At 69.5% G+C, this 23,552-nt stretch carries 27 protein-coding genes; 20 read left to right on the top strand and 7 right to left on the bottom strand.

The features are described from left to right. The first annotated feature begins 34 nt into the window (after positions 1-34). The 6 genes from cobU to AVJ23_RS13245 all read left to right on the top strand — a co-directional run bounded on the left by cobU (position 35) and on the right by AVJ23_RS13245 (position 5,918). The gene (gene cobU / locus AVJ23_RS13270; RefSeq protein WP_058862681.1) at positions 35-559 is read left to right on the top strand and encodes a bifunctional adenosylcobinamide kinase/adenosylcobinamide-phosphate guanylyltransferase; all 525 of its coding nucleotides are present in this window, start codon (positions 35-37) and stop codon (positions 557-559) included. Further along, positions 543-1,559, top strand: coding sequence for a nicotinate-nucleotide--dimethylbenzimidazole phosphoribosyltransferase (gene cobT / locus AVJ23_RS13265; protein WP_058862680.1), 1,017 nt, complete (start codon positions 543-545; stop codon positions 1,557-1,559). The genes cobU and cobT overlap by 17 nt, the downstream gene beginning before the upstream one ends. Then, a complete protein-coding gene (locus AVJ23_RS13260; protein WP_058862679.1) occupies positions 1,556-2,299 on the top strand; it encodes an adenosylcobinamide-GDP ribazoletransferase in 744 nt (247 codons plus the stop codon). The genes cobT and AVJ23_RS13260 overlap by 4 nt, the downstream gene beginning before the upstream one ends. 296 nt (positions 2,300-2,595) lie before the next feature. Continuing rightward, positions 2,596-3,249: a protein-L-isoaspartate O-methyltransferase family protein gene (locus AVJ23_RS13255; protein ID WP_058862678.1), complete on the top strand. Its 654-nt coding sequence runs from the start codon at positions 2,596-2,598 to the stop codon at positions 3,247-3,249. Between the two features lie 31 nt (positions 3,250-3,280). Continuing rightward, the gene (locus AVJ23_RS13250) at positions 3,281-4,708 is read left to right on the top strand and encodes a TolC family outer membrane protein (RefSeq protein WP_367576930.1); all 1,428 of its coding nucleotides are present in this window, start codon (positions 3,281-3,283) and stop codon (positions 4,706-4,708) included. 73 nt (positions 4,709-4,781) lie between these two features. Continuing rightward, complete coding sequence (locus tag AVJ23_RS13245; RefSeq protein WP_058862677.1) at positions 4,782-5,918, top strand: hypothetical protein; 1,137 nt, start codon at positions 4,782-4,784, stop codon at positions 5,916-5,918. Positions 5,919-6,034: 116 nt separating this feature from the next. Here AVJ23_RS13245 and AVJ23_RS13240 read toward each other — a convergent pair whose 3' ends face one another. Continuing rightward, positions 6,035-6,355 carry a DUF6280 family protein gene (locus AVJ23_RS13240; RefSeq protein WP_058862676.1) on the bottom strand — a complete coding sequence of 107 codons (321 nt, stop codon included), beginning with the start codon at positions 6,353-6,355 and terminating at the stop codon, positions 6,035-6,037. A gap of 217 nt (positions 6,356-6,572) precedes the next feature. Here AVJ23_RS13240 and efp point away from each other — a divergent pair, with 217 nt between their 5' ends. Both efp and AVJ23_RS13230 read left to right on the top strand, forming a co-directional pair. Further along, complete coding sequence (efp, locus tag AVJ23_RS13235) at positions 6,573-7,136, top strand: elongation factor P (protein ID WP_058862675.1); 564 nt, start codon at positions 6,573-6,575, stop codon at positions 7,134-7,136. Between the two features lie 92 nt (positions 7,137-7,228). Continuing rightward, complete coding sequence (locus AVJ23_RS13230; protein WP_058862674.1) at positions 7,229-7,732, top strand: GNAT family N-acetyltransferase; 504 nt, start codon at positions 7,229-7,231, stop codon at positions 7,730-7,732. On the opposite strand, the gene AVJ23_RS13225 is transcribed toward AVJ23_RS13230, so the two are convergent. Further along, positions 7,690-8,493: a fructosamine kinase family protein gene (locus AVJ23_RS13225; protein WP_058862673.1), complete on the bottom strand. Its 804-nt coding sequence runs from the start codon at positions 8,491-8,493 to the stop codon at positions 7,690-7,692. The two genes, AVJ23_RS13230 and AVJ23_RS13225, sit on opposite strands and share 43 nt — an antisense overlap. Next, on the bottom strand, positions 8,490-9,224 hold the full coding sequence (gene ygfZ, locus AVJ23_RS13220; protein WP_058862741.1) for a CAF17-like 4Fe-4S cluster assembly/insertion protein YgfZ: 735 nt from the start codon (positions 9,222-9,224) through the stop codon (positions 8,490-8,492). The genes AVJ23_RS13225 and ygfZ overlap by 4 nt, the downstream gene beginning before the upstream one ends. Positions 9,225-9,291: 67 nt before the next feature. Between ygfZ and AVJ23_RS13215 the strand changes: the two genes are divergently transcribed. The 3 genes from AVJ23_RS13215 to AVJ23_RS13205 all read left to right on the top strand — a co-directional run bounded on the left by AVJ23_RS13215 (position 9,292) and on the right by AVJ23_RS13205 (position 11,420). Further along, the gene (locus AVJ23_RS13215; RefSeq protein WP_058862672.1) at positions 9,292-9,969 is read left to right on the top strand and encodes a TIGR04283 family arsenosugar biosynthesis glycosyltransferase; all 678 of its coding nucleotides are present in this window, start codon (positions 9,292-9,294) and stop codon (positions 9,967-9,969) included. 39 nt (positions 9,970-10,008) lie between these two features. Then, positions 10,009-11,133: a pyridoxal phosphate-dependent aminotransferase gene (locus AVJ23_RS13210; RefSeq protein ID WP_058862740.1), complete on the top strand. Its 1,125-nt coding sequence runs from the start codon at positions 10,009-10,011 to the stop codon at positions 11,131-11,133. A gap of 95 nt (positions 11,134-11,228) precedes the next feature. Beyond that, positions 11,229-11,420 (top strand): hypothetical protein, encoded by a 192-nt coding sequence (locus tag AVJ23_RS13205; protein ID WP_058862671.1) that lies wholly within the window; start codon positions 11,229-11,231, stop codon positions 11,418-11,420. 259 nt (positions 11,421-11,679) lie between these two features. Here AVJ23_RS13205 and AVJ23_RS13200 read toward each other — a convergent pair whose 3' ends face one another. Beyond that, on the bottom strand, positions 11,680-12,921 hold the full coding sequence (locus AVJ23_RS13200) for a pyridoxal-phosphate-dependent aminotransferase family protein (RefSeq protein ID WP_058862670.1): 1,242 nt from the start codon (positions 12,919-12,921) through the stop codon (positions 11,680-11,682). A gap of 144 nt (positions 12,922-13,065) precedes the next feature. Here AVJ23_RS13200 and AVJ23_RS13195 point away from each other — a divergent pair, with 144 nt between their 5' ends. The 4 genes from AVJ23_RS13195 (at position 13,066) to AVJ23_RS13180 (ending at position 17,686) form a co-directional block, all read left to right on the top strand. Further along, complete coding sequence (locus tag AVJ23_RS13195) at positions 13,066-13,788, top strand: phosphatase domain-containing protein (RefSeq protein ID WP_058862669.1); 723 nt, start codon at positions 13,066-13,068, stop codon at positions 13,786-13,788. Next, a complete protein-coding gene (locus AVJ23_RS13190) occupies positions 13,785-15,545 on the top strand; it encodes an ABC transporter ATP-binding protein (RefSeq protein ID WP_058862668.1) in 1,761 nt (586 codons plus the stop codon). The genes AVJ23_RS13195 and AVJ23_RS13190 overlap by 4 nt, the downstream gene beginning before the upstream one ends. Before the next feature lie 53 nt (positions 15,546-15,598). Beyond that, positions 15,599-16,885, top strand: coding sequence for a lipoprotein-releasing ABC transporter permease subunit (locus AVJ23_RS13185; RefSeq protein WP_058862667.1), 1,287 nt, complete (start codon positions 15,599-15,601; stop codon positions 16,883-16,885). Between the two features lie 102 nt (positions 16,886-16,987). Further along, positions 16,988-17,686 (top strand): ABC transporter ATP-binding protein, encoded by a 699-nt coding sequence (locus tag AVJ23_RS13180; protein ID WP_058862666.1) that lies wholly within the window; start codon positions 16,988-16,990, stop codon positions 17,684-17,686. Between the two features lie 360 nt (positions 17,687-18,046). On the opposite strand, the gene AVJ23_RS13175 is transcribed toward AVJ23_RS13180, so the two are convergent. Together AVJ23_RS13175 and AVJ23_RS13170 are read right to left on the bottom strand one after the other, a co-directional pair. Next, on the bottom strand, positions 18,047-18,481 hold the full coding sequence (locus AVJ23_RS13175; protein ID WP_058862665.1) for a DMT family transporter: 435 nt from the start codon (positions 18,479-18,481) through the stop codon (positions 18,047-18,049). An 8-nt stretch (positions 18,482-18,489) separates the two neighbouring features. Beyond that, entirely contained in the window at positions 18,490-18,897 is a 408-nt protein-coding gene (locus tag AVJ23_RS13170; protein WP_084794564.1) for a PaaI family thioesterase, read from the bottom strand. A gap of 154 nt (positions 18,898-19,051) precedes the next feature. Between AVJ23_RS13170 and AVJ23_RS13165 the strand changes: the two genes are divergently transcribed. Beyond that, positions 19,052-19,483 carry a c-type cytochrome gene (locus tag AVJ23_RS13165; RefSeq protein WP_058862664.1) on the top strand — a complete coding sequence of 144 codons (432 nt, stop codon included), beginning with the start codon at positions 19,052-19,054 and terminating at the stop codon, positions 19,481-19,483. A 58-nt stretch (positions 19,484-19,541) separates the two neighbouring features. Next, the gene (locus AVJ23_RS13160) at positions 19,542-19,952 is read left to right on the top strand and encodes a c-type cytochrome (protein WP_058862663.1); all 411 of its coding nucleotides are present in this window, start codon (positions 19,542-19,544) and stop codon (positions 19,950-19,952) included. 132 nt (positions 19,953-20,084) lie between these two features. Here the strand turns inward: AVJ23_RS13160 and AVJ23_RS13155 are convergent, their stop codons facing one another. Beyond that, positions 20,085-20,672: a TetR/AcrR family transcriptional regulator gene (locus AVJ23_RS13155; protein WP_058862662.1), complete on the bottom strand. Its 588-nt coding sequence runs from the start codon at positions 20,670-20,672 to the stop codon at positions 20,085-20,087. Between the two features lie 78 nt (positions 20,673-20,750). On the opposite strand from AVJ23_RS13155, the gene AVJ23_RS13150 reads away from it, so the two are divergent. The 3 genes from AVJ23_RS13150 (at position 20,751) to glpX (ending at position 23,524) form a co-directional block, all read left to right on the top strand. Next, positions 20,751-21,065, top strand: a complete 315-nt coding sequence (locus AVJ23_RS13150) for a hypothetical protein (RefSeq protein ID WP_240484644.1) — start codon at positions 20,751-20,753, stop codon at positions 21,063-21,065. A gap of 97 nt (positions 21,066-21,162) precedes the next feature. Beyond that, complete coding sequence (locus AVJ23_RS13145; protein WP_058862661.1) at positions 21,163-22,449, top strand: homoserine dehydrogenase; 1,287 nt, start codon at positions 21,163-21,165, stop codon at positions 22,447-22,449. Positions 22,450-22,552: 103 nt separating this feature from the next. Beyond that, on the top strand, positions 22,553-23,524 hold the full coding sequence (gene glpX, locus AVJ23_RS13140) for a class II fructose-bisphosphatase (RefSeq protein WP_058862660.1): 972 nt from the start codon (positions 22,553-22,555) through the stop codon (positions 23,522-23,524). Positions 23,525-23,552: the final 28 nt, after the last annotated feature.

Here is a 23,552-nt window from a genome sequence, read left to right as displayed (position 1 = left end):
TCCTTTTGCGTCGCAACCTGCTTTTCACGGCGCCATGAAAAAGTCGATACTGATCACCGGCGGCGCCCGTTCGGGCAAGTCGACCCTGGCCGAGCGGCGCGCGCTGCGCGACACCGGGCGGGCGATCTATATCGCCACGGCCGAGGCCCATGATGCCGAGATGGCAGAGCGCATCGCCGCCCATCGCGCCCGGCGCGGCGCGCAATGGACCGACCGCGCGGCGCCGCGCGATCTCTGCGCCGCGCTGGCCGAGACCGATGGCGGCGACCCGCGGCTGGTTGACTGCCTGACGCTGTGGCTGACCAACCTGATGCTGGCAGAGGCGGACTGGCGGGCCGAGGGCACCCGGCTGGCCGCGCTGCTGGACGCCCAGAGCGCACCGGTGGTCTTCGTGACCAACGAGGTCGGCAGCGGCATCGTGCCCGACAACCGGCTGGCGCGCGAGTTCCGCGACGCGGCGGGCTGGCTCAACCAGACCCTGGCCGAGGCCTGCGACGAGGTCTGGCTGGCGGTCGCCGGACAACCCCTGAAGGTGAAACCCCATGACCATCCTTTCTGACATCACCACGCTCGATGCGGTGGCCGGGCTGGCCGCCACGCTGCCGCAGGCCGACAGCGCCGCCGCCGAGGCCGCGCGCGCCCGGCAGGACAGCCTGACCAAGCCCCCCGGCGCGCTGGGCCGGCTGGAAGAGCTGGCGATCCACATGGCCGGCTGGCAGCGGAGCGAGCGGCCGCGGATCGAGACCGCGCAGGCGCTGGTCTTTGCCGGCAATCACGGAATCTGCGCGCAGGGCGTGAACCCCTTCCCGCAGGCGGTGACCGCGCAGATGGTGGCCAATTTCGAGGCCGGCGGCGCCGCGATCAACCAGCTCTGCCGAGCCTCCGGGGCCGATCTGTCGGTGCATGCCTTGGATCTCGACCGCCCGACGCGCGATTTCTCGCAGGCCGTGGCGATGGATCCCGAGGAGGTGCTGGCCGCCATGAAGACCGGCGCCGAGGCGGTCGATCCCGCGGCGCAGGTCCTGGTGCTGGGCGAGATGGGAATCGGCAATTCCACCGTGGCCGCGGCGCTGGCTTGTGCCACCTTCGGCGGCGCGCCGGCCGATTGGGTCGGGCGCGGCACCGGCTCGGATGCCGCGGGGCGCGCACGCAAGGCCGAGGTCGTGGCCGATGGCGTCGCCCGTCACCAGGCCGCGCGGGGTCTGACCCTGCTGGCGGCCTTCGGCGGGCGCGAACAGGCAGCGATCTGCGGCGCGGTGCTCGAGGCGCGGGCGCGGGCGATCCCGGTGCTGCTCGACGGCTATATCTGCACCGCCGCGGTGGCGCCGCTCTTCGATGCCGATCCGGCGCTGCTGGCGCATTGCCTTGCCGGGCATGCCAGCGCCGAGCCGGGCCATCGCCGCCTGCTTGACGCGATGGGCCTGCGCCCGGTCCTGTCGCTGGACATGGCACTGGGCGAGGGCTCGGGCGCGGCGCTAGCATTGGGCGTGCTGCGCGCGGCGCTCGAATGCCACAACGGCATGGCCACCTTTGCCGAGGCCGGGGTCTCGGGCGGATGAGCTGGCTGGCCGCGCGGCGGGACGAGGCCCGCGTCGCGGTGATGCTGCTGACCCGCCTGCCGGCCGGACAGCTGCGCGGGACGGTGCCGGGCCTGGACGCCGCGCGCTGGGCCTTCCCGCTGGTGGGCGCGCTGCTGGGCGGGCTGGTCTGGGTGGTCTTCGCGGGGACGCTGGCGCTGGGCGGTGCGCCCGCGCTGGCGGCGCTGCTGGCGCTGGGGGCGCTGGCGCTGCTGACCGGCGCGCTGCATTTCGACGGGCTGGCCGATTGCGCCGACGGGCTGGGCGGCGGGCGCGACCGGGCCCATGCGCTCGAGATCATGCGGGACAGCCGCATCGGCAGCTACGGCGTGCTGGCGCTGGGGCTGGTGGCCGGGCTCTGGGCCGTGGCGGTGAGCGGGCTTGGCCCGGCCGCCGGGGCAGGGGCCTTTGTCGCCATGGCGTCGGTCAGCCGGGCCGGCATGGTCGCCCTGCTCGAGACGCTGCCGCCCGCGCGGCCCGACGGGCTGGGCCGGATGGCCGGCGGGCCCCGCCCGGCTGCGCAGGTCGTGGCCGGGCTGAGCGTGCTGGCCGCGCTCTGGCCGCTCGGCCCCTGGCCGGTGCTGGCCATGCTGGTCACGGTCGCCCTTGTCGGCTGGCGTGCCCGCGCCCGCATCGGCGGCCAGACCGGCGACGTGCTGGGCGCCGCGCAACTGACCTCGGAGACCGCCGGCTGGGTCGCGCTGGCACTGGTGCTGGCGTGAGGCGTATGGCTTTTTGGGTGTCTAACGGCGCAGATCCGATGCAGCGAGCACATATCGGACCGCCTTCTTGACGGCGCCGCACACCGGTTCCGGTGTTCGGAGCGGCGGATACAAGCACATTCATCCCGCGCAGGCTCGGCAAGTCCAAGCCACCGACACACCTCCGATGATCGTAAGCCCCGCGAAACAGCGACATGTGTGCATCTCCGCGTCAGTTTGCGCCTGCACGGTCATTGCCGCGGCGGGACAGTTGTGGCAAAACCGAACACAGTTTTCTGAACGAAAGGGTTTAGTCGATGAGCGACTTCGCCACGCGCCGCCGCATGATGGTCGATACCCAGGTCCGACCCTCGGACGTCACCGAATTCCCGATCATCGACGCCATGCTGACCGTCCCGCGCGAGGCCTTCGTGCCGCGCGACCGGATCGAGGCGGCGTATATGAGCGAGCATGTGCCGCTGGGCGAGGATCGCGTGCTTCTGGACCCGCGGGTCTTTGCCAAGATGCTGGACGCGCTGAACCTGACCAATGGCGACCTCGTTCTCGATATCGGGACGGGGCTGGGCTATTCCGCCGCGGTCATCGCGCGCATCGCCGAGGCGGTGGTCGCCGTCGAGGATGATGCCGACCGCGCGACCGAGGCGCAGAGCCTGCTGTCCGAGCACCATGCCGACAATGTCGTGCTGCATACCGGCGCGCTGACTGCGGGCGCGGCCGAACACGGGCCCTATGACGCGATCCTTGTCGAGGGCGGGGTCGAGGCGCTGCCCGAGGGGCTGACCGACCAGCTCAAGGAAGGCGGTCGCATGGCCGTGATCTTCATGGAAAATCAACTTGGCATCGTGCGCGTGGGCCATAAGGTGGACGGGGCCATGAGCTGGCGCTTTGCCTTCAATGCCACGGCGCCGGTGCTGGACGGGTTCGAACAGGCCGCAGAATTCGCGCTTTGACGTGACGCGGCAGCACAGGCGGGGGAACGAGGTGCTGGGCAGTATTCGCAGGAACGTGACGCGCGGGGTCGCCATCGCGACGCTCGCCATGGGAACCGCCGTGTCGGTGCAGGCCGAGACGCTGGGCCAGTCTCTGACCTCGGCCTATGAACATAGCGGGCTGATCGAACAGAACCGCGCCGTGCTGCGCGCCGCGGACGAGGGCGTGGCCCAGGCGGTGGCCGCGCTGCGCCCGGTGATCAGCTGGTCGGGCAATGTCCGCCGGCAGTTCGGCCGCACGGGCACGATTTCGGCGGTGACCGGGCAGCTGGTGACCCGCGGCAGCGCCACCAACGACGCCTCGATCAACCTGATCGCGCGGCTGGTGCTGTTCAACGGCGGGCGCAACAAGCTGCAGATCGACGCGGCCAAGGAAACCGTGCTGGCGACCCGCTCGGACCTCGTCGCGATCGAGCAGCAAGTGCTGCTGCGCGCGGTCTTTGCCTTCATGGAAGTGCGCCGCGCGATCGAGACCGTGTCGCTGCGCCAGAACAACATCCGCGTGATCCGCCAGGAGGTGCGCGCCGCGCGCGACCGTTTCGAGGTGGGCGAGGTGACGCGGACCGACGTGGCGCTGGCCGAGGCCCGCCTGTCGCAGGCGCAATCCGCGCTGGCCGCGGCCGAGGGCGCGCTGGTCTCGGCGCGCGAGGAATACCGCGCCGTCGTGGGTCGCTACCCCGGCGGGCTGGTCCCGCCGGGCACGCTGCCGCGCCTGCCGGCCTCGGTCGATGCGGCCAAGGCGCAGGCCGTGCGCATGCACCCCGACATGCTGGCCGCGCGGCACCGCGTGGCGGCGGCCGAGCTGGGCGTGCTGATCGCCGAGGGCGCCAAGAAGCCCACCGTCTCGCTGCAGGGCCAGTACGGCGTCACCGAGAGCTTCGACGACCGGACCTTCTCGCGCGGCGGGTCGATCTCGCTCAATGCCGAGGGGCCGATCTACCAGGGCGGGGGGCTGGCCTCTGCCGTGCGCGAGGCGATGGCCAACCGCGACCAGGCGCGCGCCGGGCTGCATGTGCTGCGCTTCCAGCTGGAGCAGAACGTGGGCGACGCCTATGTGCAGCTGCGCGTCGCCCGCGCCAGCCGCGATTCGTTCCGCGAACAGGTGCGCGCCGCCACGGTCGCCTTCCAGGGGGTGCGCGAAGAGGCCAAGCTGGGTGCCCGCACCACGCTGGACGTGCTGGATGCCGAGCAGGAGCTGCTGGACGCCCGCGCCAGCCTGATCTCGGCACAGGTGGACGAGACCCGCGCCGCCTATCAGGTGCTGGCCACGATCGGACAGCTGACGGCGGACAAGCTGCAACTGCGCGTGCCGCAATACGACCCGGCCGCCTATTACAATCTGGTCAAGGACGCGCCGGCCGGCCTGAGCAAGCAGGGGCGCGAGCTGGATCGTGTCCTGCGCGCCCTCGGAAAAGATTAGTTTTTTGCCGGTCTGTTGTGTGAGGCCGCGGGCACGGGTACACTCTGCCGCGAGGTAGAGTGGAAAAACAAAAATGTCCGACCCCGTCACGAATGTGGAGATCGAGGACGTTCTGTCCTCGATTCGCAGGCTCGTTTCAGAAGAGTCGCGCCCGAAACAGGGTGCCTCGGCCGCGCGGCCACGCCAGCTTGACCGGCTGGTTCTGGAGCCGTCGCTGCGGGTTCCAAGCGAGGCGCCACCGCCCGAGCCGCGCGAGTCGGTGCAGAAGCCGGTTCTGCTCACCAATCCCGAACCCGCCGACTCGCAGGACGATCCCGCGCCCGGCTCGCCGCTGGAACAGCTGGTCGAGCAGGAAGTGGCGCGCGCGCTGATCGACGCGGTCGAGGAGGAGGCGGAGGACGACGCCGAAGAGGCGGACGAGACGCCCGAGGCCGTCTCGGATGGCGAAGAAGAGACCGCCGCGCTGCTGGGCCAGATCGCGGCCTATACCGACGCGGTCGAGGCCGAGGCCGCTCAGGCGGCAGAGGATGACGCAACGCCCGAGGCCGCGCATGCCGCCCCTGTCAGCGACTGGGGCGAGACCCGCGTCGCCGAGCCCGAGCATGACAGCGCCGAAGCGCATGAAGAGGCGCAGGAGGCCCCCGTTGACGAGGTGCAGGCGGATCCCGAGGACGCGTCCGATCTGACCGATCCGGTCGAGGATGCGCCCGAGTTGACCGATCCTGCCGAGGAGGCGCCCGAGCCTGAAGCGACAGCGGAGCCGGAGCCCGAACCCGAGACCGCGACGGAAGAGCCCCAGCCCCTTCACGCGCAAGCGCCGCAGGCCGAGACGCTGGAGAGCAAGATCGCCGCGCTCGAGACGCTGGTCGGCCGGCAGAAGGCGCAGTGGGAGGATGAGCCGCAGCCGGCCAAGCCCTCTTTCGTGCATCGCCCGGCGCCCGCGCTGGAATGGGAGGATCACACCCCCGATCCGATGGAGCGGCTGGGCGTCACGCACGAGGCCGCGCCCACCTACCGGGACGAAACCCCGCCAGCCCCCAGCGCCGAAGAGGGTGGGCTCGAGATCGACGAGACCGTCCTGCGCGAGATGGTGGTCGATATCGTGCGCCAGGAATTGCAGGGCGCGCTGGGGGAACGCATCACCCGCAACGTGCGCAAACTGGTCCGGCGCGAGATCCATCGCGTGCTGATGAGCCAGGAATTCGACTGACGGGCCGGGCGCCCGTCATCGTGGACCCCGCAACAGCCGGATAACGAAAAACGCGCCCCCTTGGGGACGCGTTTTTCAGCAGCTGTCTTTTATGGTTGGCCAGTGACCCGAACGGGTCAGGCAGCTTCGGCCTGCTGCGCCGCGTTGCGACGCTCGCTCTCTTCGCGCGACAGCGCGACCGAGGTCCGCACACCCTTGGAGACGAACTCCATCAGGCCCGACACGACACGCTCGTTCGGGTCGATGCCGGCGCAGGACAGCACTTCGCGCCCGTCGCGCGAACGGGCCCAGCGGGCGATCTGCTCCGGACCGTTGCCGTACTTCTTGTCGTCGGCAATGGCATCATCCAGAGCGGCCAGCACAACGGCAGCGAACAACTTGCGCGCACGGTTGCCCTGTTCGGCATTGAACGCTGTGCCGTCAACGAAATCCTTCATATCTCGACCTTCGATTATTGCTCTTGTATTTCTCGGCGTATCGCGGGTTATGGCGTATTCGCTTCGATTCGGACACCCCGAAATTGCATAGCACCCATGCGGTTTCCGCATATCTTGCTGCACCTGCAACACGAGATATCGTTGTCTTGCACGGGGGCATCGCGCGATATATAGGAGCCGGCAGAGTTTCATCAACCTTTCGCCACGGAAGTGCCACATGCCCAAGATCAACGGTAACGAGATCCGCCCCGGCAACGTGCTCGAGCATAATGACGGCTTGTGGGCGGCCGTGAAGGTGGACCACGTCAAGCCCGGCAAGGGCGGTGCCTTCGCACAGGTCGAGCTGCGCAACCTGCGCAACGGCTCCAAGCTGAACGAGCGGTTTCGCAGCGCCGACAAGGTCGAGCGCGTGCGCCTCGAGCAGAAGGACATGCAGTTTCTCTACGAGGATTCCGGACTGCTCATCTTCATGGACACCGAGACCTACGACCAGGTGCAGCTGCCGGCCGAGATCCTCGGCGACCGCCGCCCGTTCCTGCAAGACGGCATGACGATCCAGGTCGAGTTCTACGAGGACGAGGCGCTGAACGCCTCGCTGCCGCAGAAGGTCACCTGCAAGATCGCCGAGACCGAGCCGGTGGTGAAGGGCCAGACCGCGGCCAACAGCTTCAAGCCCGCCGTACTGGACAATGGCGTGCGCATCACCGTGCCGCCCTTTGTTGGGCAGGACGAGGACATCGTCGTGAACACCGAAACCATGGAGTATGCCGAGCGCGCCTGACCTCGGGGCCCGCGCGCAAATCCCCCGACCTGCCGGGCGAGCGACATGACCAGATGACAAGGCCTCCGGCGCAACGCCAGGAGGCCTTTTTCATGATCCGATCCGCCACACAGGACGACATCCCCGCGCTGGCCGCCATGCTGCGCGAGCTGAACGCGCTGCATGCCACGCAGGTCCCGCACCGGTTCCACGACAGCGGCGACGCGGCCGGGCTGCGTGCGTTCTTCGAGACCGCCTTTGCCGAAGGCGCGCGGGCGCTGCTCTATGTCACGGACGGGGTGCCGCGCGGCTACTTGCTGTGGAGGATCGAGGACCGGCCCGCCAGCGCTTTGGAGCCTCCCCGCCGTCTTGCCGTGCTCGACCATGTGCATGTGGAGCCGATCTGGCGGCGGCGCGGCTTGGCCGGGCGGCTGGTGGCGCGGTTCGAGGCAGAGAGCCTCGCGGCGGGTTGCACCGGCTGGATCGCCCGCGTGCACGTGTTCAACGCATCCTCGGCCGGGCTGATGCGGCAGGCGGGGGCTGCCCCCGCCGTCGAGCTCTTCGAGAAGCGGCTTCAGGCGCCCAGCCGGTCCAGCAGCCCCGCGGCCATGCCGTGATAGCCCGCCCCGAACAGGCGCACATGCACCAGCGCAGGCCAGAGCTGGTAGAGGGGCACGCGCGCATCGCGCCCCTGTTCCAGCGGCCCGTAGGCGCGCCAGAAGCTGTCGGGCGGCTGGCCGAACAGCTCAAGCATGGCAAGGTCGACCTCGGAATGGCCATGATAGCAGGCCGGGTCGATCATGTAGGCGTCCTCGCCCGAGAACAGCGCATTGCCGGTCCAGAGATCGCCATGCAACAGCGCGCCATCCACCTGCGCGGGCAACAGGTCGGGCAGGCGGGCGATCACCGTCTCGACCCGCCGCGCCAGATCCGCGGGCAGGGCGGGCAGGCAGGGGGCCAGTCGCCGCTCGGCCCAGAAGCCGGGCCAGTCGGGCAGCATCGCGTTCTCGATCGCCACCGCGCCAAAGGCGTAATCCTCGGGCCAGCCGTAGTCCGCCGAGCGGCTGTTATGCATCCGCCGCAGCCCGGTGCCGAGCGCCGCCCAGGCCTCGGCCCCGGCGGGCGCGGTCTCGTCCAGCCATTCGAGGCAGAGCAGCCTGCCGCCATTATGCAGCACGTCCGGAACGGCCGCGCCCGCCAGCGCCATGGCGCGCAGCATGCGGGCCTCGGTGCCCACGTAAGGCCCGCGCTTGACGGCCAGCACGCGGCCGGTCTGCAGCGTGACGCGCAGAAGGTCGCTCAGGTCACCGCCCTGCACCTGCGTCGCCCCGGCCACGGGGGCGCCGAAGACCGACTCGATCTCGTCGCGCCAGCTCATGGCGTATAGGCCACGCGGGCGTCGCCGGCCTGCATCGCCGGCCCGGCGCGGTCATAGCGCAGGTAGGCGATTGCCTGTCCGCCGGACTGGGTGAACAGCGTGCCGGCCGCCTTGCCGTCCGACTCGATCGGTGTGCCGACCGGCGCGGCCCCCTCGACCGCGACGCGGGCCAGCCCCTTGCGCAGCTCGGTCTTGTGCTTCATCCGCGCCGTCACCTCCTGCCCGACATAGCAGCCCTTGCGGAAATCCACGCCGTTCAGACGCTCGAATCCGGCTTCGAGGATGAACGTGTCGGGCGTCAGCTCGATCCCGCTTTCGGGCACCAGTGCCGCCACGCGCCGCGCGTCGAAATCGGTGTCGTCGCCGGGTTGCCCGGCATAGCCGCGCCAGCCCATGGAGGCATCGCGCGGATCGGCGAAGGCCCCCTCGGGCACCGGCCCGGTGCCGCGGGTCACGGTCAGGTCGGTGGGCGTGATCTCGACCTTGCGGCGCAGCTTGTAGAGGGCCAGCGCCTTGGCCAGCCCGTCGGCCAGCGCCGCGTCCACGTCGATCAGGATGTCGTCGCCATCGGGCACGAGGAAGAAATCGGCCCGGTACTTGCCCTGCGCAGTCAGCAGCGCGGCATAGACAAGCCCGTCGCTCAGCCGATCCACGTCATTGGTCACGAGGTCCTGCAGGAAGGGCGCGGCCTCGGCGCCCGTCACCCGCAGCACCGTGCGGTCATGTGCCATCATCGCTTTCCTTCATCGCCTGTGCTGTCATATAGAGGCCTCTGCCGCGAAGTTACAGGGCCCGGTCATGCGCGCTCCGATCTCCGTCATCATCCCAACGCTGAATGCGGCGGACCAGCTGCCGGGCTGCCTGTCGGCGCTGGCCGAGGGGCTGGGCGAGGGGCTGATCCGCGAGCTGGTGATTACCGATGGCGGATCAGGTGATACGACGCTGGCGCTGGCCGAGGCGGCGGGCGCGCGCATCGTAACCGGCCCGGCCTCGCGCGGGGGGCAGCTGCGGCGCGGCGTGGACGCGGCCGAGGGCGGCTGGCTGCTGGTGCTGCATGCCGACACGCGGCTGACGCCGGGTTGGAGCGCGGCAGTGCTGGCCGCGCTGGCCACGCCGGGGGCGTATCACTTCCGCCTGCGTTTCGATGCCGCGGGCCCGGCGCCCGCGCTGGTGGCGGGCTGGGCGAATCTGCGCGCGCGGCTCTTCGGCTTGCCCTATGGCGACCAGGGGCTGCTGATCGACCGGGAAAGCTACGAGGCCGCGGGCGGCTATCCCGACATCCCGCTGATGGAGGACGTGGCCCTGGCCCGCGCGCTGCGGGGCCGCCTGCACGGCCTGCCCGCCATCGCCGTCACCTCGGCCGCAAAATACCAGAGGCAGGGCTGGCTGCGACGCGGCGCGCGCAACCTTGTCACCCTGCTGCGCTACCTGACCGGAACCGATCCCGAGGTGTTGGCCCGCGCCTATCGTCGCTGACCCCTTGCACCGCCGCGCCGCATCGCCATAGTGCGCGCCATGACCGGACCCCGCTATCCCGACCTGATCGCCGCGCTGCCCGAAACCGTGCCCTTCGTGGGCCCCGAGGTGCAGGAACGCCAGAAAGGCGCGCGGTTCCGCGCCCGGCTGGGCGCCAACGAATCTGTCTTCGGCCCGTCCCCCTTCGCCATCGCGGCGATGCAGGACGAGGTGGCCGAGGTCTGGAAATACGCCGATGCCACGAATTACGACCTGAAGAACGCGCTGGCCGCGCGGCTGCGCTGCACGCCCGAGAACATCGTGCTGGGCTCGGGGATCGACGGGCTTCTGGGCAACACGGTGCGCCTGCTGGTGGAGCCGGGCGACGCGGTGGTGACCTCGGACGGGGCCTACCCGACCTTCAACTACCACGTGGCGGGCTATGGCGGCGTGCTGCACAAGGTGCCCTATCGCAACGATCACGAGGATATCGCCGCGCTCTTTGCCAAGGCGGCCGAGGTGGATGCCAAGATCGTCTACCTGTCCAACCCCGACAACCCGATGGGAAGCTGGCATTCCGGCGCCGCCATCGCGGCGGCGATGGAGGACCTGCCCGACGGCACGCTGCTGGTGCTGGACGAGGCCTATGTCGAGTTCGCCCCCGAGGGCACCAGCCCCGACCTGCCGGTGGACGACCCCAGGCTGATCCGCATGCGCACCTTCTCGAAGGGCTACGGCATGGCCGGCGCGCGGCTGGGCTACGGCTTCGGCGCGCCGCGGCTGATCCGCGCCTTCGACAAGATCCGCAACCATTTCGGCATCAACCGCCCGGCCCAGGTCGGCGCGCTGGCCGCGCTGCAAGACCAGGAATGGCTGGACGAGGTGCTGCGGCTGGTGGCGCAGTCCAAGGCCGAGATCGCCCGCATCGCCGAGGCAAACGGCCTGCGCGCCCTGCCATCGGCCACGAATTTCGTCACCGTGGATTGCGGCGCGGATGGCGACTATGCCCGCGCGGTGCTGGCCGCGCTGGTGGCGCAGGGGGTCTTTGTCCGCATGCCCTTCGTCGCGCCGCAGGATCGCTGCATCCGCATCACCGCCGGGCGCCCCGAGGACATGGCGGTGCTGGAAGAGACCCTGCCGCAGGCTCTGGCCGAGGCGCGTGATGCGCTGAAAGGCGCCGGCTGAGGGAAAATCCGCCGACGCCTGCGAATTTGACGCGACAGGCGCGTTCGGCGCGCTACTGTCCTTCGTGACGGATGGTCGCAGGCGGAGGTGGGCAGATGGACGATCACTATCCGAAACGGGTCGCGGATTACACGCAGGCCAGCCTCGTGATGCTGTTCGTGAACCTGCTGTGGATCTTCGTCGCGCTCTGGTCGCTCTTCGGGATCGGACCGGTGCTGATCCTGGCCGCAGTGCTTAACCACCTGATCTCGCGGCTGGAGCGGCTACGCCGGCGCAAGCGCGGCTGAGACGGTTGCGTCCGTGGCGGGCCGGGGAGGGGGCGCTGCCCCCGCCCTTCGGGCCCCCCGGAGTATTTTCGGAAAGATGAAAGGCGTGTTCGGTCAAGGCGTCGGTGCTTTGGTGGATGTCGGTCGGCGCCGTGGCGCTGTTGCGGTGAATTTGGCCGAGATGTGTGCGCCTGTGGCGGGCCGGGGGAGGGGGCGCTGCCTCCGCCCTTCGGGCGCCCCCGGAGTATTTCGGGAAAGATGAAAGACCGGGGGCGTGGGGTCAGGCGTAGACGCTTTGCCGGATGTCGGTGGGGGCCGTGCCGCCGGTTTCGCGTGCCAGGGTCGCGGCGGCGGCGGAGACGCCGCCCGTGCCATGCGGGATGTGCAGCGCGGTGAGGCCGGCCTCGACCGTGCCCAGCAGGCCCAGCACCATATGCGCGTTCAGATGCCCCATATGGCCGAAGCGGAAGGCGCCGGAGGCCTGCGGATCGGCCGGCGTCTCCATGCCCAGCCCGATGCCCAGCGTGACCCCCGCCACGTTGGTGCACCAATCGCGCAGCCGCTTGCCATCGGGCGGGTCGAGCCGGGCGGCGGTGACCGCGCGCGAGCGATGCGCGGGGTCGGGCACGTTCAGGCGGAAGGCGCCCTCGGCGCCCCAGGTCTCGGCCGCGCTCCAGATCGCCTTGGCCAGCGTCTCGTGCCGGGCCCAGACCGCCTCGATCCCTTCCTCGCCGATCATGTTCAGCGCTTCGCGCAGCCCGTAGACATGGTGGGTCGGGGCGGTGCCGCCGAAATACTGGTAGAACATCTCGGGCTCGGCCCGTGGCGCCCAGTCCCAGTAGCGGCTGACCCGCGGCAGCGCCTTGCGGGCGGCCTGCGCGCGGTCGTTGAAGAAGACGAAGCCCAGCCCGGGCGGCACCATCAGACCCTTCTGCGAGCCGGCGACGGTCACGTCGGCGCCCCAGGCATCCATCTCGTAGCGGTCGCAGGCCAGCGAGGCCACGCAATCCACCATCAGCAGGGCGGGGTGGCCCAACTCGTCCAGCACGGCGCGCAGGGGCGCGATCTCGGACAGGACCGAGGAGGCGGTGTCCACATGGGTGACCAGCACCGCCTTGATCCGCGCGCCCGCATCGGCCGCCAAGGCGGCGCGCACGCGGTCGGGGTCGATGGGGGTGCCGGGGCCGTGGTCCAGCAGCTCGGTCTCGATCCCCATGGCGCGCGCCATCTCGGCCCAGCCATGGCCGAAGCGCCCGGTGGCGGGCACCAGCACGCGGCCGCCCGGGGCGACGGTGTTGGCGAGCGCCGCCTCCCATGCGCCGTGGCCGTTGGCGATATACATGGCAACGTGGCCCTGCGTGCGGGCCACCGCGCGCAGGTCGGGCAGGATGCCGGCCACCATCTCGTGCAGCTCGCCGTCATAGATGTCGGGGGCGGGGCGATGCATGGCCTGCAGCACGCGGTCGGGCATCACGGACGGGCCGGGCAGGGCCATGTGGCGGCGGCCATTGGCAAGCGTCATCGGGGTCTCTCCGGGTCGGGAACGGTCTGCGCGCCACGATAGCCGTGCCGGCGGCCACCGCAAGCGGCAAGGCGCCGGTGGCTGTGCTGGACAGGGAACGCCCCAGCCGCTAGACCGCGCCCCTGAGATGACGGGACCCCGGGAATGCTGGCGAAACTGATGAGCAAGATCGACGCGGCCGAGCGGCGTCTGCGGCATTCCTTCGGCAAGGACATCAGCGACCCGGCCGCGCGGCGCTGGTCATTGCTGCATTACAACCTGTTCGACCATGCCTTCCTGCGCAGCGTCTGGACCAATTTCTGGCCCGTGGCGCCGGGCGTGTGGCGGTCGAACCAGCCCACCCATCGCCGGTTCGAGAAATACGCCGCCATGGGCATCCGCACGGTGATCAACCTGCGCGGCGAGGACAAGCACGCCCATTACCTCTTCGAGAAGGAGAGCGTCGAGGCGCTGGGCATGACGCTCGTCAATGCCAAGCTCTGGGCCCGCGAGGCGGCGCCGCGCTCGCGCATCCTGGCGGTGATCGACGCGCTGCGCGCGGCCGAGAAGCCGATGATGTTTCATTGCAAGTCCGGCGCCGACCGCGCGGGCTTCGTGGCCGCGACCTACCTGCTGGTCTTCGAGAATGCCCCGGTGTCCGAGGCGAAGGCGCAGCTGGGGCTGAAGTATATCCATCTCGATTTCACCAAGACGGGCGTGCAGGATTATGTACTTCGGCTCTACGAGGCCCGGCTTTTGCTGGGCGAGATCGGGTTCGAGGACTGGATCCGGAACGAGTACCGCGCCAAGCCGATTCAGGCGGCATGGGACGCGCGCCGGCCCGAGATTGAGGTGGCGCGAGACCTTATGGCAGGGAGCCAGGAATGAGCGAACGGCCAAGGCTCTTTGCCTGGCTCTGGCGTGGCTACCTGCGGCGCTATGCCGGACTGATGGTGCTGGCCATGGTCTTCATGGCCATAGAGGGCGCGATGTTCGGTGGTCTCAGCTACATGATGAAGCCCATGTTCGACCAGGTCTTCGTCGGCGGTGATCGCGATGCGCTGGTCTGGGTCGGGCTGGTGGTGCTGGGTATCTTCGTGACCCGGGCCGTGGCCAGCGTGGTGCAAAAGGTCCTGCTGACGCGCGTGTCGCAGATGTCCATGGGTGATATCCGCCTCGACCTGCTGACGCATCTGATGTCGCTCGACCAGGAGTTTCACCAGCAGCACGGGCCTGGCTATCTGATCCAGCGTGTCGAGGGTGACGTGAACGCCATCGCGAAAGTCTGGAATACGTTGATCACGGGGGCAGGGCGTGACGTGGTGGCTCTCGTCTCACTGTTCGGCGTTGCGCTGTCCATAGACTGGCGCTGGACGCTGGTGGCGCTGGTGGGCGCGCCGCTGCTTGTCGGCCCGTCAGTCCTGTTGCAACGGTTCGTGCGCGGCAACGCGCGCGAAGTGCGCGATATCGCGGCGCGCCTGTCTACCCGGCTGAACGAGGTTTTTCATGGCATTGTCCCGGTCAAGCTGAACGGTCTGGAACGCTACCAGGCCGAGAAATACCGTGCCTTGACCCGTGCCCGGATTCGCGCCGAAACGCGTTCCGCAGCCGGACAGGCCTCCTTGCCGGGACTGATTGACCTGATGTCCGGGATCGGCTTCGTGGGCGTATTGTATTACGGCGGCTCCGAGATTTTGTCAGGCCAGAAGACAGTTGGCGATTTCATGGCCTTCTTCACCGCCATCGGCCTTGCCTTTGAACCCCTCCGTCGCCTGGGCGCCGTCAGCGGGGTCTGGCAGGTGGCCGCGGCGAGTATCGAGCGGATCAAGGAATTGCTCGAGACCGTGCCGCGTCTGCGCGATCCGGCCACCCCCCTTGCCGTTCCGGACCACGTTCCCGATGTCAGATTAGAAGATGTACGCCTTTGCTTCGGCGGAACGGAAGTATTGCGTGGCCTGAGCTTCACGGCCGCAGCGGGCAAGACGACCGCCCTTGTCGGCGCCTCAGGTGCCGGGAAATCTACGGTGTTCAATCTGTTGACCCGACTGGTCGATCCGCAGATGGGGCGTGTCATGATCGGGGATGTTCTGGTCGAAGAGCTTCGGCTTACCGATCTACGCGGACTGATCTCGGTGGTCAGTCAGGAAAGCCTGTTGTTCGATGAAAGCCTGCGCGAAAATATCGTCCTCGACCAGGTCATCGATAGTGCCGCCTTGGACTCGGCGATGAACGCCGCCCATGTGACGGATTTTCTTCCCCGTCTGGAGCATGGGCTCGACTCGCCAGCCGGTCCACGTGGCTCCAACCTCTCCGGTGGCCAGCGGCAGCGCGTCGCCATCGCGCGGGCGCTGCTGCGCGACACGCCGGTGCTGCTGCTGGACGAGGCGACAAGCGCGCTGGATGCCCAGTCCGAGGCGGTGGTGCAGGAGGCGCTGGAGCGGCTGGCACAGGGGCGGACCACGCTGGTGATCGCGCATCGGCTCTCGACCGTGCGCAATGCCGATCACATCGTCGTCATGGATCACGGACGGGTGGTGGACGAGGGCACGCATGAGCAGCTGATCGCGCGCCCGGGCCCCTATGCCGAGCTCTACCGGCTGCAATTCGACACCGCGCAGGGCGGTGGCGACGGCCCCGGCGCTTGACCCCGGCCGCGCCAGAGGCCAGTTTCCGCGCGAGCAGCAAGCCAGAGGCAGATATGGCCCGCACACCGCCCCCCTTCGCCCCGTTCGAGTGGATGATCGCCTGGCGCTACCTGCGGGCCAAGCGGGCCGAGGGCGGCGTGTCGGTGATGACCTGGATCAGCCTCGTGGGCATCACGCTGGCGGTCTTCGCCCTGATCGCCACGCTGGCCGTGCGCTCGGGCTTCCGGGCCGAGTTTGTCGACACGATCCTCGGCGCCAATGCCCATGTCACGGTCTACCACGCGCAGCGCATCGACGCGGCGGGCCGGCCCACCCGGACGCTGCCCGACTATGATGCCATGGCCGAGCGGGTGCGCGACGTGCCGGGCGTGACCCGCGTCGCGCCGCTGGTCAAGGGCCAGGTCATGGCCACGGTCAGCGGCAACAATGCGGGGGTGGAGGTGTTCGGCATCTCGGGGGCGGATCTGGCGCAGATCCCGCGCATCGCCGATCCAGAGACCGGGCGCGGGGATCTCGACCGGTTCGGCGAGGGCATCGCCATCGGCTCGGGCGTGGCGCAGATCCTGGGCGTCGGGCTGGGGGACAACGTCAAGCTGATCTCGCCCGACGGGGTGCGGACGGCTTTCGGGGTCAGTCCGCGGGTCAAGAGCTACGAGGTGACCCATATCTTCACCGCCGGGCGCTACGATATCGACCGCACGCGCGTCTACATGCCCTTCGAAGAGGCGCAGCTCTATTTCAACCGCGATGGCGTGGCGGACGAGTTGGAAGTGACCGTGGACGACCCCGAGGCGGTGGAGGACTACACGCTGCCCATCGCGCGGGCGGCCGGGCCGGGCGCACTGATCTGGACCTGGCAGGATGCCAGCGGCGGCTTCCTGCGGGCGCTCGAGATCGAGGACAACGTGATGTTCGTCATCCTGTCGGTGCTGGTGCTGATCGCGGCCATGAACATCACCTCGGGCCTGATCATGCTGGTCAAGAACAAGGGCCGCGATATCGGCATCCTGCGCACGATGGGACTGACCGAGGGCGCCGTGCTGCGCGTCTTCTTCATCTGCGGCGCCTTCACGGGGCTGATCGGCACGGTGCTGGGCGTTGTGCTGGGCTGCCTGTTTGCGATCTATATCGACCCGATCTTCGCCATGGTGAACTACCTCTCGGGCGGCGGGGTCTGGGATCCGTCGATCCGCGGAATCTATGCGTTGCCGGCCAAGCTGCAATTCGGCGATGTCCTGTCCGCCGTGGCGCTGTCGCTGGGGTTGAGCTTCATCGTGACCATTTTTCCGGCGCGACGCGCAGCACGGCTGAACCCGGTGGAGGCCCTGCGCTATGAGTGACACCTGGCGAGCAAGAATTTTCGAAAATTCTTGGAAAAATCCATTCATGGATTTTGCAAATTTCATCGATGAAATTTCTGCGCCTGGCGGGGAGGGGATCGCGTGACGGACCCCGTGTTGCGCCTTGCGGCGATCGAGAAGACCTACAAGAAGGGCAAGCCGGGCGAGGTCCGGGTCCTGCGGGGCGCAGCCCTGTCGATCGATCCCGGAGAAGTGGTGGCGCTTGTCGCCCCGTCCGGCGCCGGGAAATCCACGCTGCTGCACATTGCCGGTTTGCTGGACACGCCCGATGGCGGCACGGTCGAGATCGGCGGCGCGCGGATGGACACGCTCTCGGACCGCCGGCGCACGGCGATGCGGCGCTCTGCCCTCGGGTTCGTCTACCAGTTCCACCACCTGCTGCCGGAGTTCACTGCCGAGGAGAATATCGCGCTGCCGCAACTGGCGAATGGGGCCGCGCGCGCTGCGGCGCGAGAGCGGGCGCGCGCGTTGCTCGACAGCGTGGGCATCGCGGACCGGGCGGGGCATCGGCCGGCCGCCCTGTCCGGCGGCGAACAGCAGCGCGTCGCTTTCTGCCGTGCCATGGCCAATGCGCCGCGGCTCTTGCTGGCCGACGAGCCGACCGGCAACCTGGACCCGGCCACCTCGGACCGCGTTTTCGCGGCGCTGATGCAGGTGGTGCGGGACACCGGTCTTTCGGCCCTGATCGCCACGCATAATCTCGAGCTCGCCGCGCGCATGGATCGGGTGGTACAGCTCGAAGACGGGCTGTTACGCGAAGGCGCGCGCGAACAGGCGTGAGCGCTGCGTCGCCCGCGCCAAGCGTGGAGCGAGAGCAAGAGGAGCCATGCCGACGCTTGCCCATTGCGAGGTCAGGCTGGCCGCCCGGCTGGTCAGGAATTGCGGCTTCAATTATGGAAGCCTTGGCCCGATGGTCGAGATCCTCGCCGCCACGCTGGGCGGCGCCGCGCCCAGCCGCGCGGTGCCGCCCCTGAAGGCGCAGGACGACGCGCCGCATGATCTGGGCCAGTATTTCCTGCTGATCCACCCGGCCGAGCGGGGCTTCTTCGACGGGCTGGCAGGGCTGGCCGAGGCCGTCGCGCAGGATCCGGGCTGCCGCATGGCGGGACAGGGCAAGACGCGCTGGCCGGCGAGGGGTGATCACGCTTTCTGCGTGATCCAGACCCCCAAAGCCATGACCGCGATCCCTAGCGCGCGTGTCGCACTCAGCGGGCTGATCCGTGCCCCGAACAGGCCGAAATGGTCGATCGCGGCGGCGCTGACCAACTGGCCGAGCAGCACGAAGAAGACCGCGTTCCCGATCCCGAACTGCGGCGCGATATAGGTGATCGACAGCACGTAGAAGGCCACCAGCCCCCCGGCGAGGAAGAGGTGGCGCGGCGCGGTGCCGGCCGCGGCCAGGCTGGGCAGGCCCAGCAGCGCCCAGGCCAGCAGCGTGGACAGAAGGGCGACCGAGAACAGGATGACACCCGCGGCCACGGGGGCGCCCAGCCGCACTCCAAGTGCGGCGTTCAGCGCGGCCAGGACCGGGATGCCGATCCCGGCGGCAAGCATGATCAGGGCGTATTGGGTCATCGGGTCCCTCATGGCCGCATGAAGGTGGCGCTGGCGGCGGCGACCGGTTTGTCGCCGGGCAGGTCGGTCAGCCGGGCCTCGGCGAAGACAAGGCGCCGCCCGGCGCGGATCACCTGCGCAGTGCAGCGCACACTTGTGCCCCGGGCGGCCGACAGGAACCGTGTCTCGAGAGTGGTGGTGGCCACGGGCGAGAAGTCCCCCGCCTGTCCGGCGCAGGCCAGCACCATGGTCGTATCGGCCAGCGTGGCCAGCGCCTGGCCGCAGACGATGCCGCCCACGCGTGCGATCTCGTCGGTCACGGGGATCTCGAGGATCGTGGCCTCGGCGTCGATCCGGGTCACCTCGGGGCGCAGGGCTCGGACCCACGGGGCGAAATTCTCTTCCAACAGGCGCTGTGCGGTGGCAGGATCAATCATTATGGCCTCTCGTTGCATCGGGGCGAGAATGGCGGGCAACCGGGGCGCTGTCACGCCCCCGGATATGCGAAATGCGCCCTAGCCCTTCCGGCAAGGGCGCCAGTGGCAGAACGGCCGCACGGGGCAGCGCGGCTGCGGGGACAGGAGCAGAGAGATGAAACGATGGACACTCGGCGCGGCCCTGACCCTGTCGGCCTGCGGCTTCTTTGCGCAGCAGGAGGAACCGGTGCCGGCGGCGGTGCCCTTTGCCGCCGATCCCGGCGCGGGGGCCGAGATCTATGCCGGGCATTGTGTCATGTGCCACGGGCCGGGCGGGCAGGGGGACGGGCGGCTGGCCCCGGATCTTCCGGTTGCGCCGTCGGACCTGACCACGCTCAGCGCGCGGCATGGCGGGCTGTTCCCGACCGAGGCCGTGCTGACCGAGATCCACGGCTACCCGGGCAAGTTCCACCGCGGCGCGATGCCGGAGTTCGGCCCATTGCTGGGCGGCGAGCTGGTCGAATGGCGCGCGCCGGATGGCCGCGTGGTGATGACGCCGCGCCCGTTGCTGGAGCTGATGCGGCATGTCGAAGGCCTGCAGGGTTAGCCCTTGCACCGGGGCGCCGCGCGGGCGAACAAGGCGGCACAAGACGCAGGAGAGGCACATGCGCGCAGCAATCATACTGGCCGGGCTGGCCGTTCTGGCCGGCTGTACCGAAACCGCAGAAATGCCGGGACCGCAGGATGGGCGGGCGCTGTTCATGGAGAATTGCGCTGTCTGTCACGGCGAGGATGGCAAGGGGGGCGGGCCTATGGCGCGCGCCATGTCCCAGCCGCCCAAGGACCTGACGCTGATCCGCGCGCGCAACGGTGACAGCTTTCCGCGGGCGCGGGTGATGTCGATCATCGACGGCTACGCGCGCTCGGACTTGGCGGGGCCGTCGATGCCAGAATTCGGCGCGCTGCTGGAGGGCGACCTCGTGCCCTTCGACAGCGGCGACGGGATCCAGACGCCGACTCCGCGCAAGCTGGTCGCGCTGCTGGAATATCTCGAGACGATCCAGCAGACGCGCTGAGCGGGCCACGGGGGGCAAGCCGCTTCGAAGCGGCTTGGTCCAAGCGGTTTGCAAACCGCTTGTCGAACGCGGCGCGCGCCGCGTTGCGCAAGGCCCTTCGAAGGGCCTTGCCGCCCGGACCGGCCCGCGCGCTCAGGCCGCGACGGTCTTGCGCACCATGTCCCAGTAGAGGCCCGCCACCGCGTCGGCCGACAGGCGTCCCGCCGGGCGGTACCAGGTCGTGACCCCGGTCAGCATCGCGATCACGGCCAGCGTCGCGATCTTGGTGTCGGGCACGTCGAAGACCCCCTCGTCGCGCCCGGCGGCCAGGATCGCCTCGAGCCGGTCCTCGTAGCGCCGGCGCAGCGCCTCGACTTGCGCGAAATGGTCGGGCTCGAGATTTCGCAGCTCCATGTAGGCGATGAACACCTCGTCGGGCCGGTCCAGGTGATAGGCGATGTGGAAGCGCACGAAGGCCTCGAGCCGCGCCTCGGCCGGGCCCGTCCCCTCGGCCCGGGCCGAGCGGGCCAGCAGATCCTCCAGATGGCCGGTCATCAGCGACAGGAGCAGCGCCTGCTTGTCGGGCGTGTAATTGTAGAGCGCCCCCGCCTGCAGCCCGACCTCGGACGCGATCTGGCGCATCGAGACGGCCGCATAGCCGTGCCGGGCGAAGAGCCGCAGCGCCGCCTGCCGGATCCTTGGCCCGGTCACGTGGGAATGGCTGCCTTGGGTTCGTGCCATGGCGCCAGATTAACTGAACAACCGTTCAGATCAACCCGCAGGCTTGTCTGGTCGCGGCTTCTGCGGCAAGACGGTGGCATGATGCGCCCCGTGCTGATCCCGCTGGCCCTGGCCGGCCTCGTCTCCGCCTGCACCCAGTTCCCCGAGCTGGACGCGGCGACTTCGTCCGCCGTGGCCGAGGCGCCCTATCCGCAGCTGGTGCCGCTGGAGGGGCTGCTGGCGGGGAGTGAGCCGCGCGCCACGCCCGAGATCCGCGCCCAAGTGCAGGGACGCGTGGGCCAACTGCGCGCCCGGGCCGACGGGCTGCGCGCGGCGCGGGTGGCGCCGCAGTCTGGGATCGCCGCGCGGCTGGCCCGGCTGCGCCAGAAAGCGGCCGCGCTGCGGGCGCAATAGCGCGCCGGGGCCTCGGGCCGCGCCGCGGCAGTTGCACCCGGGGCCGGATATGGATAACCGACGGCGCAACGCTGCCCACCCGAAAAGGAGCCCTCCCATGTCCGACCCCCTGCGTCTCGGTATTGCCGGTCTTGGGACCGTCGGCGCCGGCGTCGTCAAGATCGTCCGCCAGAAATCGGCGCTGCTGGCCGAGCGGGCCGGGCGCGAGATCACCATCTCGGCCGTCGCGGCGCGCCATCGCGACAAGGATCGCGGCGTGCCGCTGAGCGCCTATGCCTGGGAGGACGACCCCGTCACGCTGGCCACCCGCGACGACGTGGATGTCTTCGTCGAGCTGATGGGCGGCAGCGACGGGCCGGCCAAGGCCGCGACCGAGGCGGCGCTGAAGGCGGGCAAGGACGTGATCACCGCCAACAAGGCGCTTTTGGCCCATCACGGGCAGGCGCTGGCCGAACTGGCCGAGGCCAATGGCGCGGTGCTGCGCTTCGAGGCGGCGGTGGCCGGCGGCATCCCGGTCATCAAGGCCCTGACCGAGGGGCTGGCCGGCAACGAGATCACCCGCGTCATGGGCGTGATGAACGGCACCTGCAACTACATCCTGACGCGGATGGAGGATGGCGGGCTGACCTACGAGGAGGCCTTTGCCGAGGCCGACGCGCTGGGCTTTCTCGAGGCCGATCCCGAGCTGGACGTGGGCGGCATCGATGCCGGGCACAAGCTGTCGCTGCTGGCCGCGATCGCCTATGGCACGCAGGTCAATTTTGCCGGGGTCGAGCTGGAAGGCATCGGCAATGTCACCATCGACGACATCCGGCAGGCCGCCGACATGGGCTTCAAGATCAAGCTCCTGGGCGTCACGCGGATGACGGGCCGCGGGCTGGAGCAGTCCATGGCACCCTGCCTTGTGCCCGCCGGCTCGCCGCTGGGCCAGCTGCAGGGCGGCACCAACATGGTGGTGCTTGAGGGAGACCAGGTGGGCCAGATCGTCATGCGCGGCGCCGGCGCGGGCGAGGGGCCCACGGCCAGCGCGGTGATGGGCGACGTGATGGACGTGGCGCGCGGCCTGCGCGCCTCGACCTTCGGCCAGCCGGCCTCGGCGCTGCGGGCCACCAACACCGCACAGGCGACGCTGCCCGCACCGTTCTACCTGCGGCTGGGGCTGGTGGACAAGCCGGGCGCGCTGGCCAAGGTGGCCACCGCCCTGGGCGAGGCCGGCGTCTCGATCAACCGGATGCGGCAATACGATCACACCGCGGCCACCGCGCCGGTGCTGATCGTCACCCACAAGACGACCCGCGCGGCGCTGGACAAGGCCTTGTCGGCCATGCAGGAAACCGGCGTCGTCGCCGTGCGCCCGGTGGCGCTTCGCATCGAGGAGGTCTGACCCCGGGGCCGATCGCGCGACCCGGTCGCGCCATCGGCCTTGCCGCCGGCCTGCCGCTTGGGCTAGATCGGCGCGACCGTCCCCCGCATTCAAGGAAGACCCCATGTCGACGCCCAAGGATTTCAATGACCGCATGCTTTCGCTGGGCCTCGCCCGCGTCGCCGAACAGGCCGCCATCGCCAGCGCCGACTGGATCGGCCGCGGCGACGAGAAGGCCGCCGACCAGGCCGCGGTCAACGCCATGCGCGAGCAGCTGAACAAGCTCGAGATCTCGGGCGTCGTGGTGATCGGCGAGGGCGAGCGGGATGAGGCGCCGATGCTCTATATCGGCGAGGAAGTGGGCGCCGGCGGCCCGGGGGTGGACATCGCGCTGGACCCGCTCGAAGGCACCACGCTGACCGCCAAGGACATGCCCAACGCGCTGACCGTGATCGCCATGGGCCCGCGCGGCTCGATGCTGCACGCGCCCGATGTCTACATGGACAAGCTGGCGATCGGCCCGGGCTACCCCGAGGGCGTGGTGACGCTGGACATGTCCCCGGCCGAGCGGGTCGCGGCACTGGCCAAGGCCAAGGGCTGCGAGCCGCGCGACATCACCTGCTGCATCCTCGAGCGGCCGCGCCATGCCGACATGATCGCCGAGGTCCGCTCCACCGGGGCGGGCATCCGGCTGATCACCGATGGCGACGTGGCTGGCGTGATGCATTGCGCCGAGCCGCAGGTGACCGGCATCGACATGTACATGGGCTCGGGCGGGGCGCCCGAGGGTGTGCTGGCAGCGGCCGCTCTGAAATGCATGGGCGGCCAGATCTACGGCCGGCTGCTGTTCCGCAACGATGACGAGCGCGGCCGCGCCGACAAGGCGGGGATCACTGATCTCGACAAGATCTATGCCCGCGACGAGATGGTCACCGACCACGTGATCTTTGCCGCCACCGGCGTGACCAACGGCTCGCTCGTGCCGGGGATCAAGCGCGAGATCGGCTGGGTCGAGACCGAGACCGTGCTGATGCGCTCCAAGACCGGGTCGGTGCGGCGCATGCATTACCGCAACCCGTTCGAACGTGCCTCCTGACGGGGCCGGGTTGCGGACCGCAGCCGGA

This window comes from Pseudoponticoccus marisrubri (assembly GCF_001482405.1).
GTDB lineage: Bacteria > Pseudomonadota > Alphaproteobacteria > Rhodobacterales > Rhodobacteraceae > Pseudoponticoccus > Pseudoponticoccus marisrubri.
This window is presented reverse-complemented; position numbering and strand designations above follow the sequence as displayed.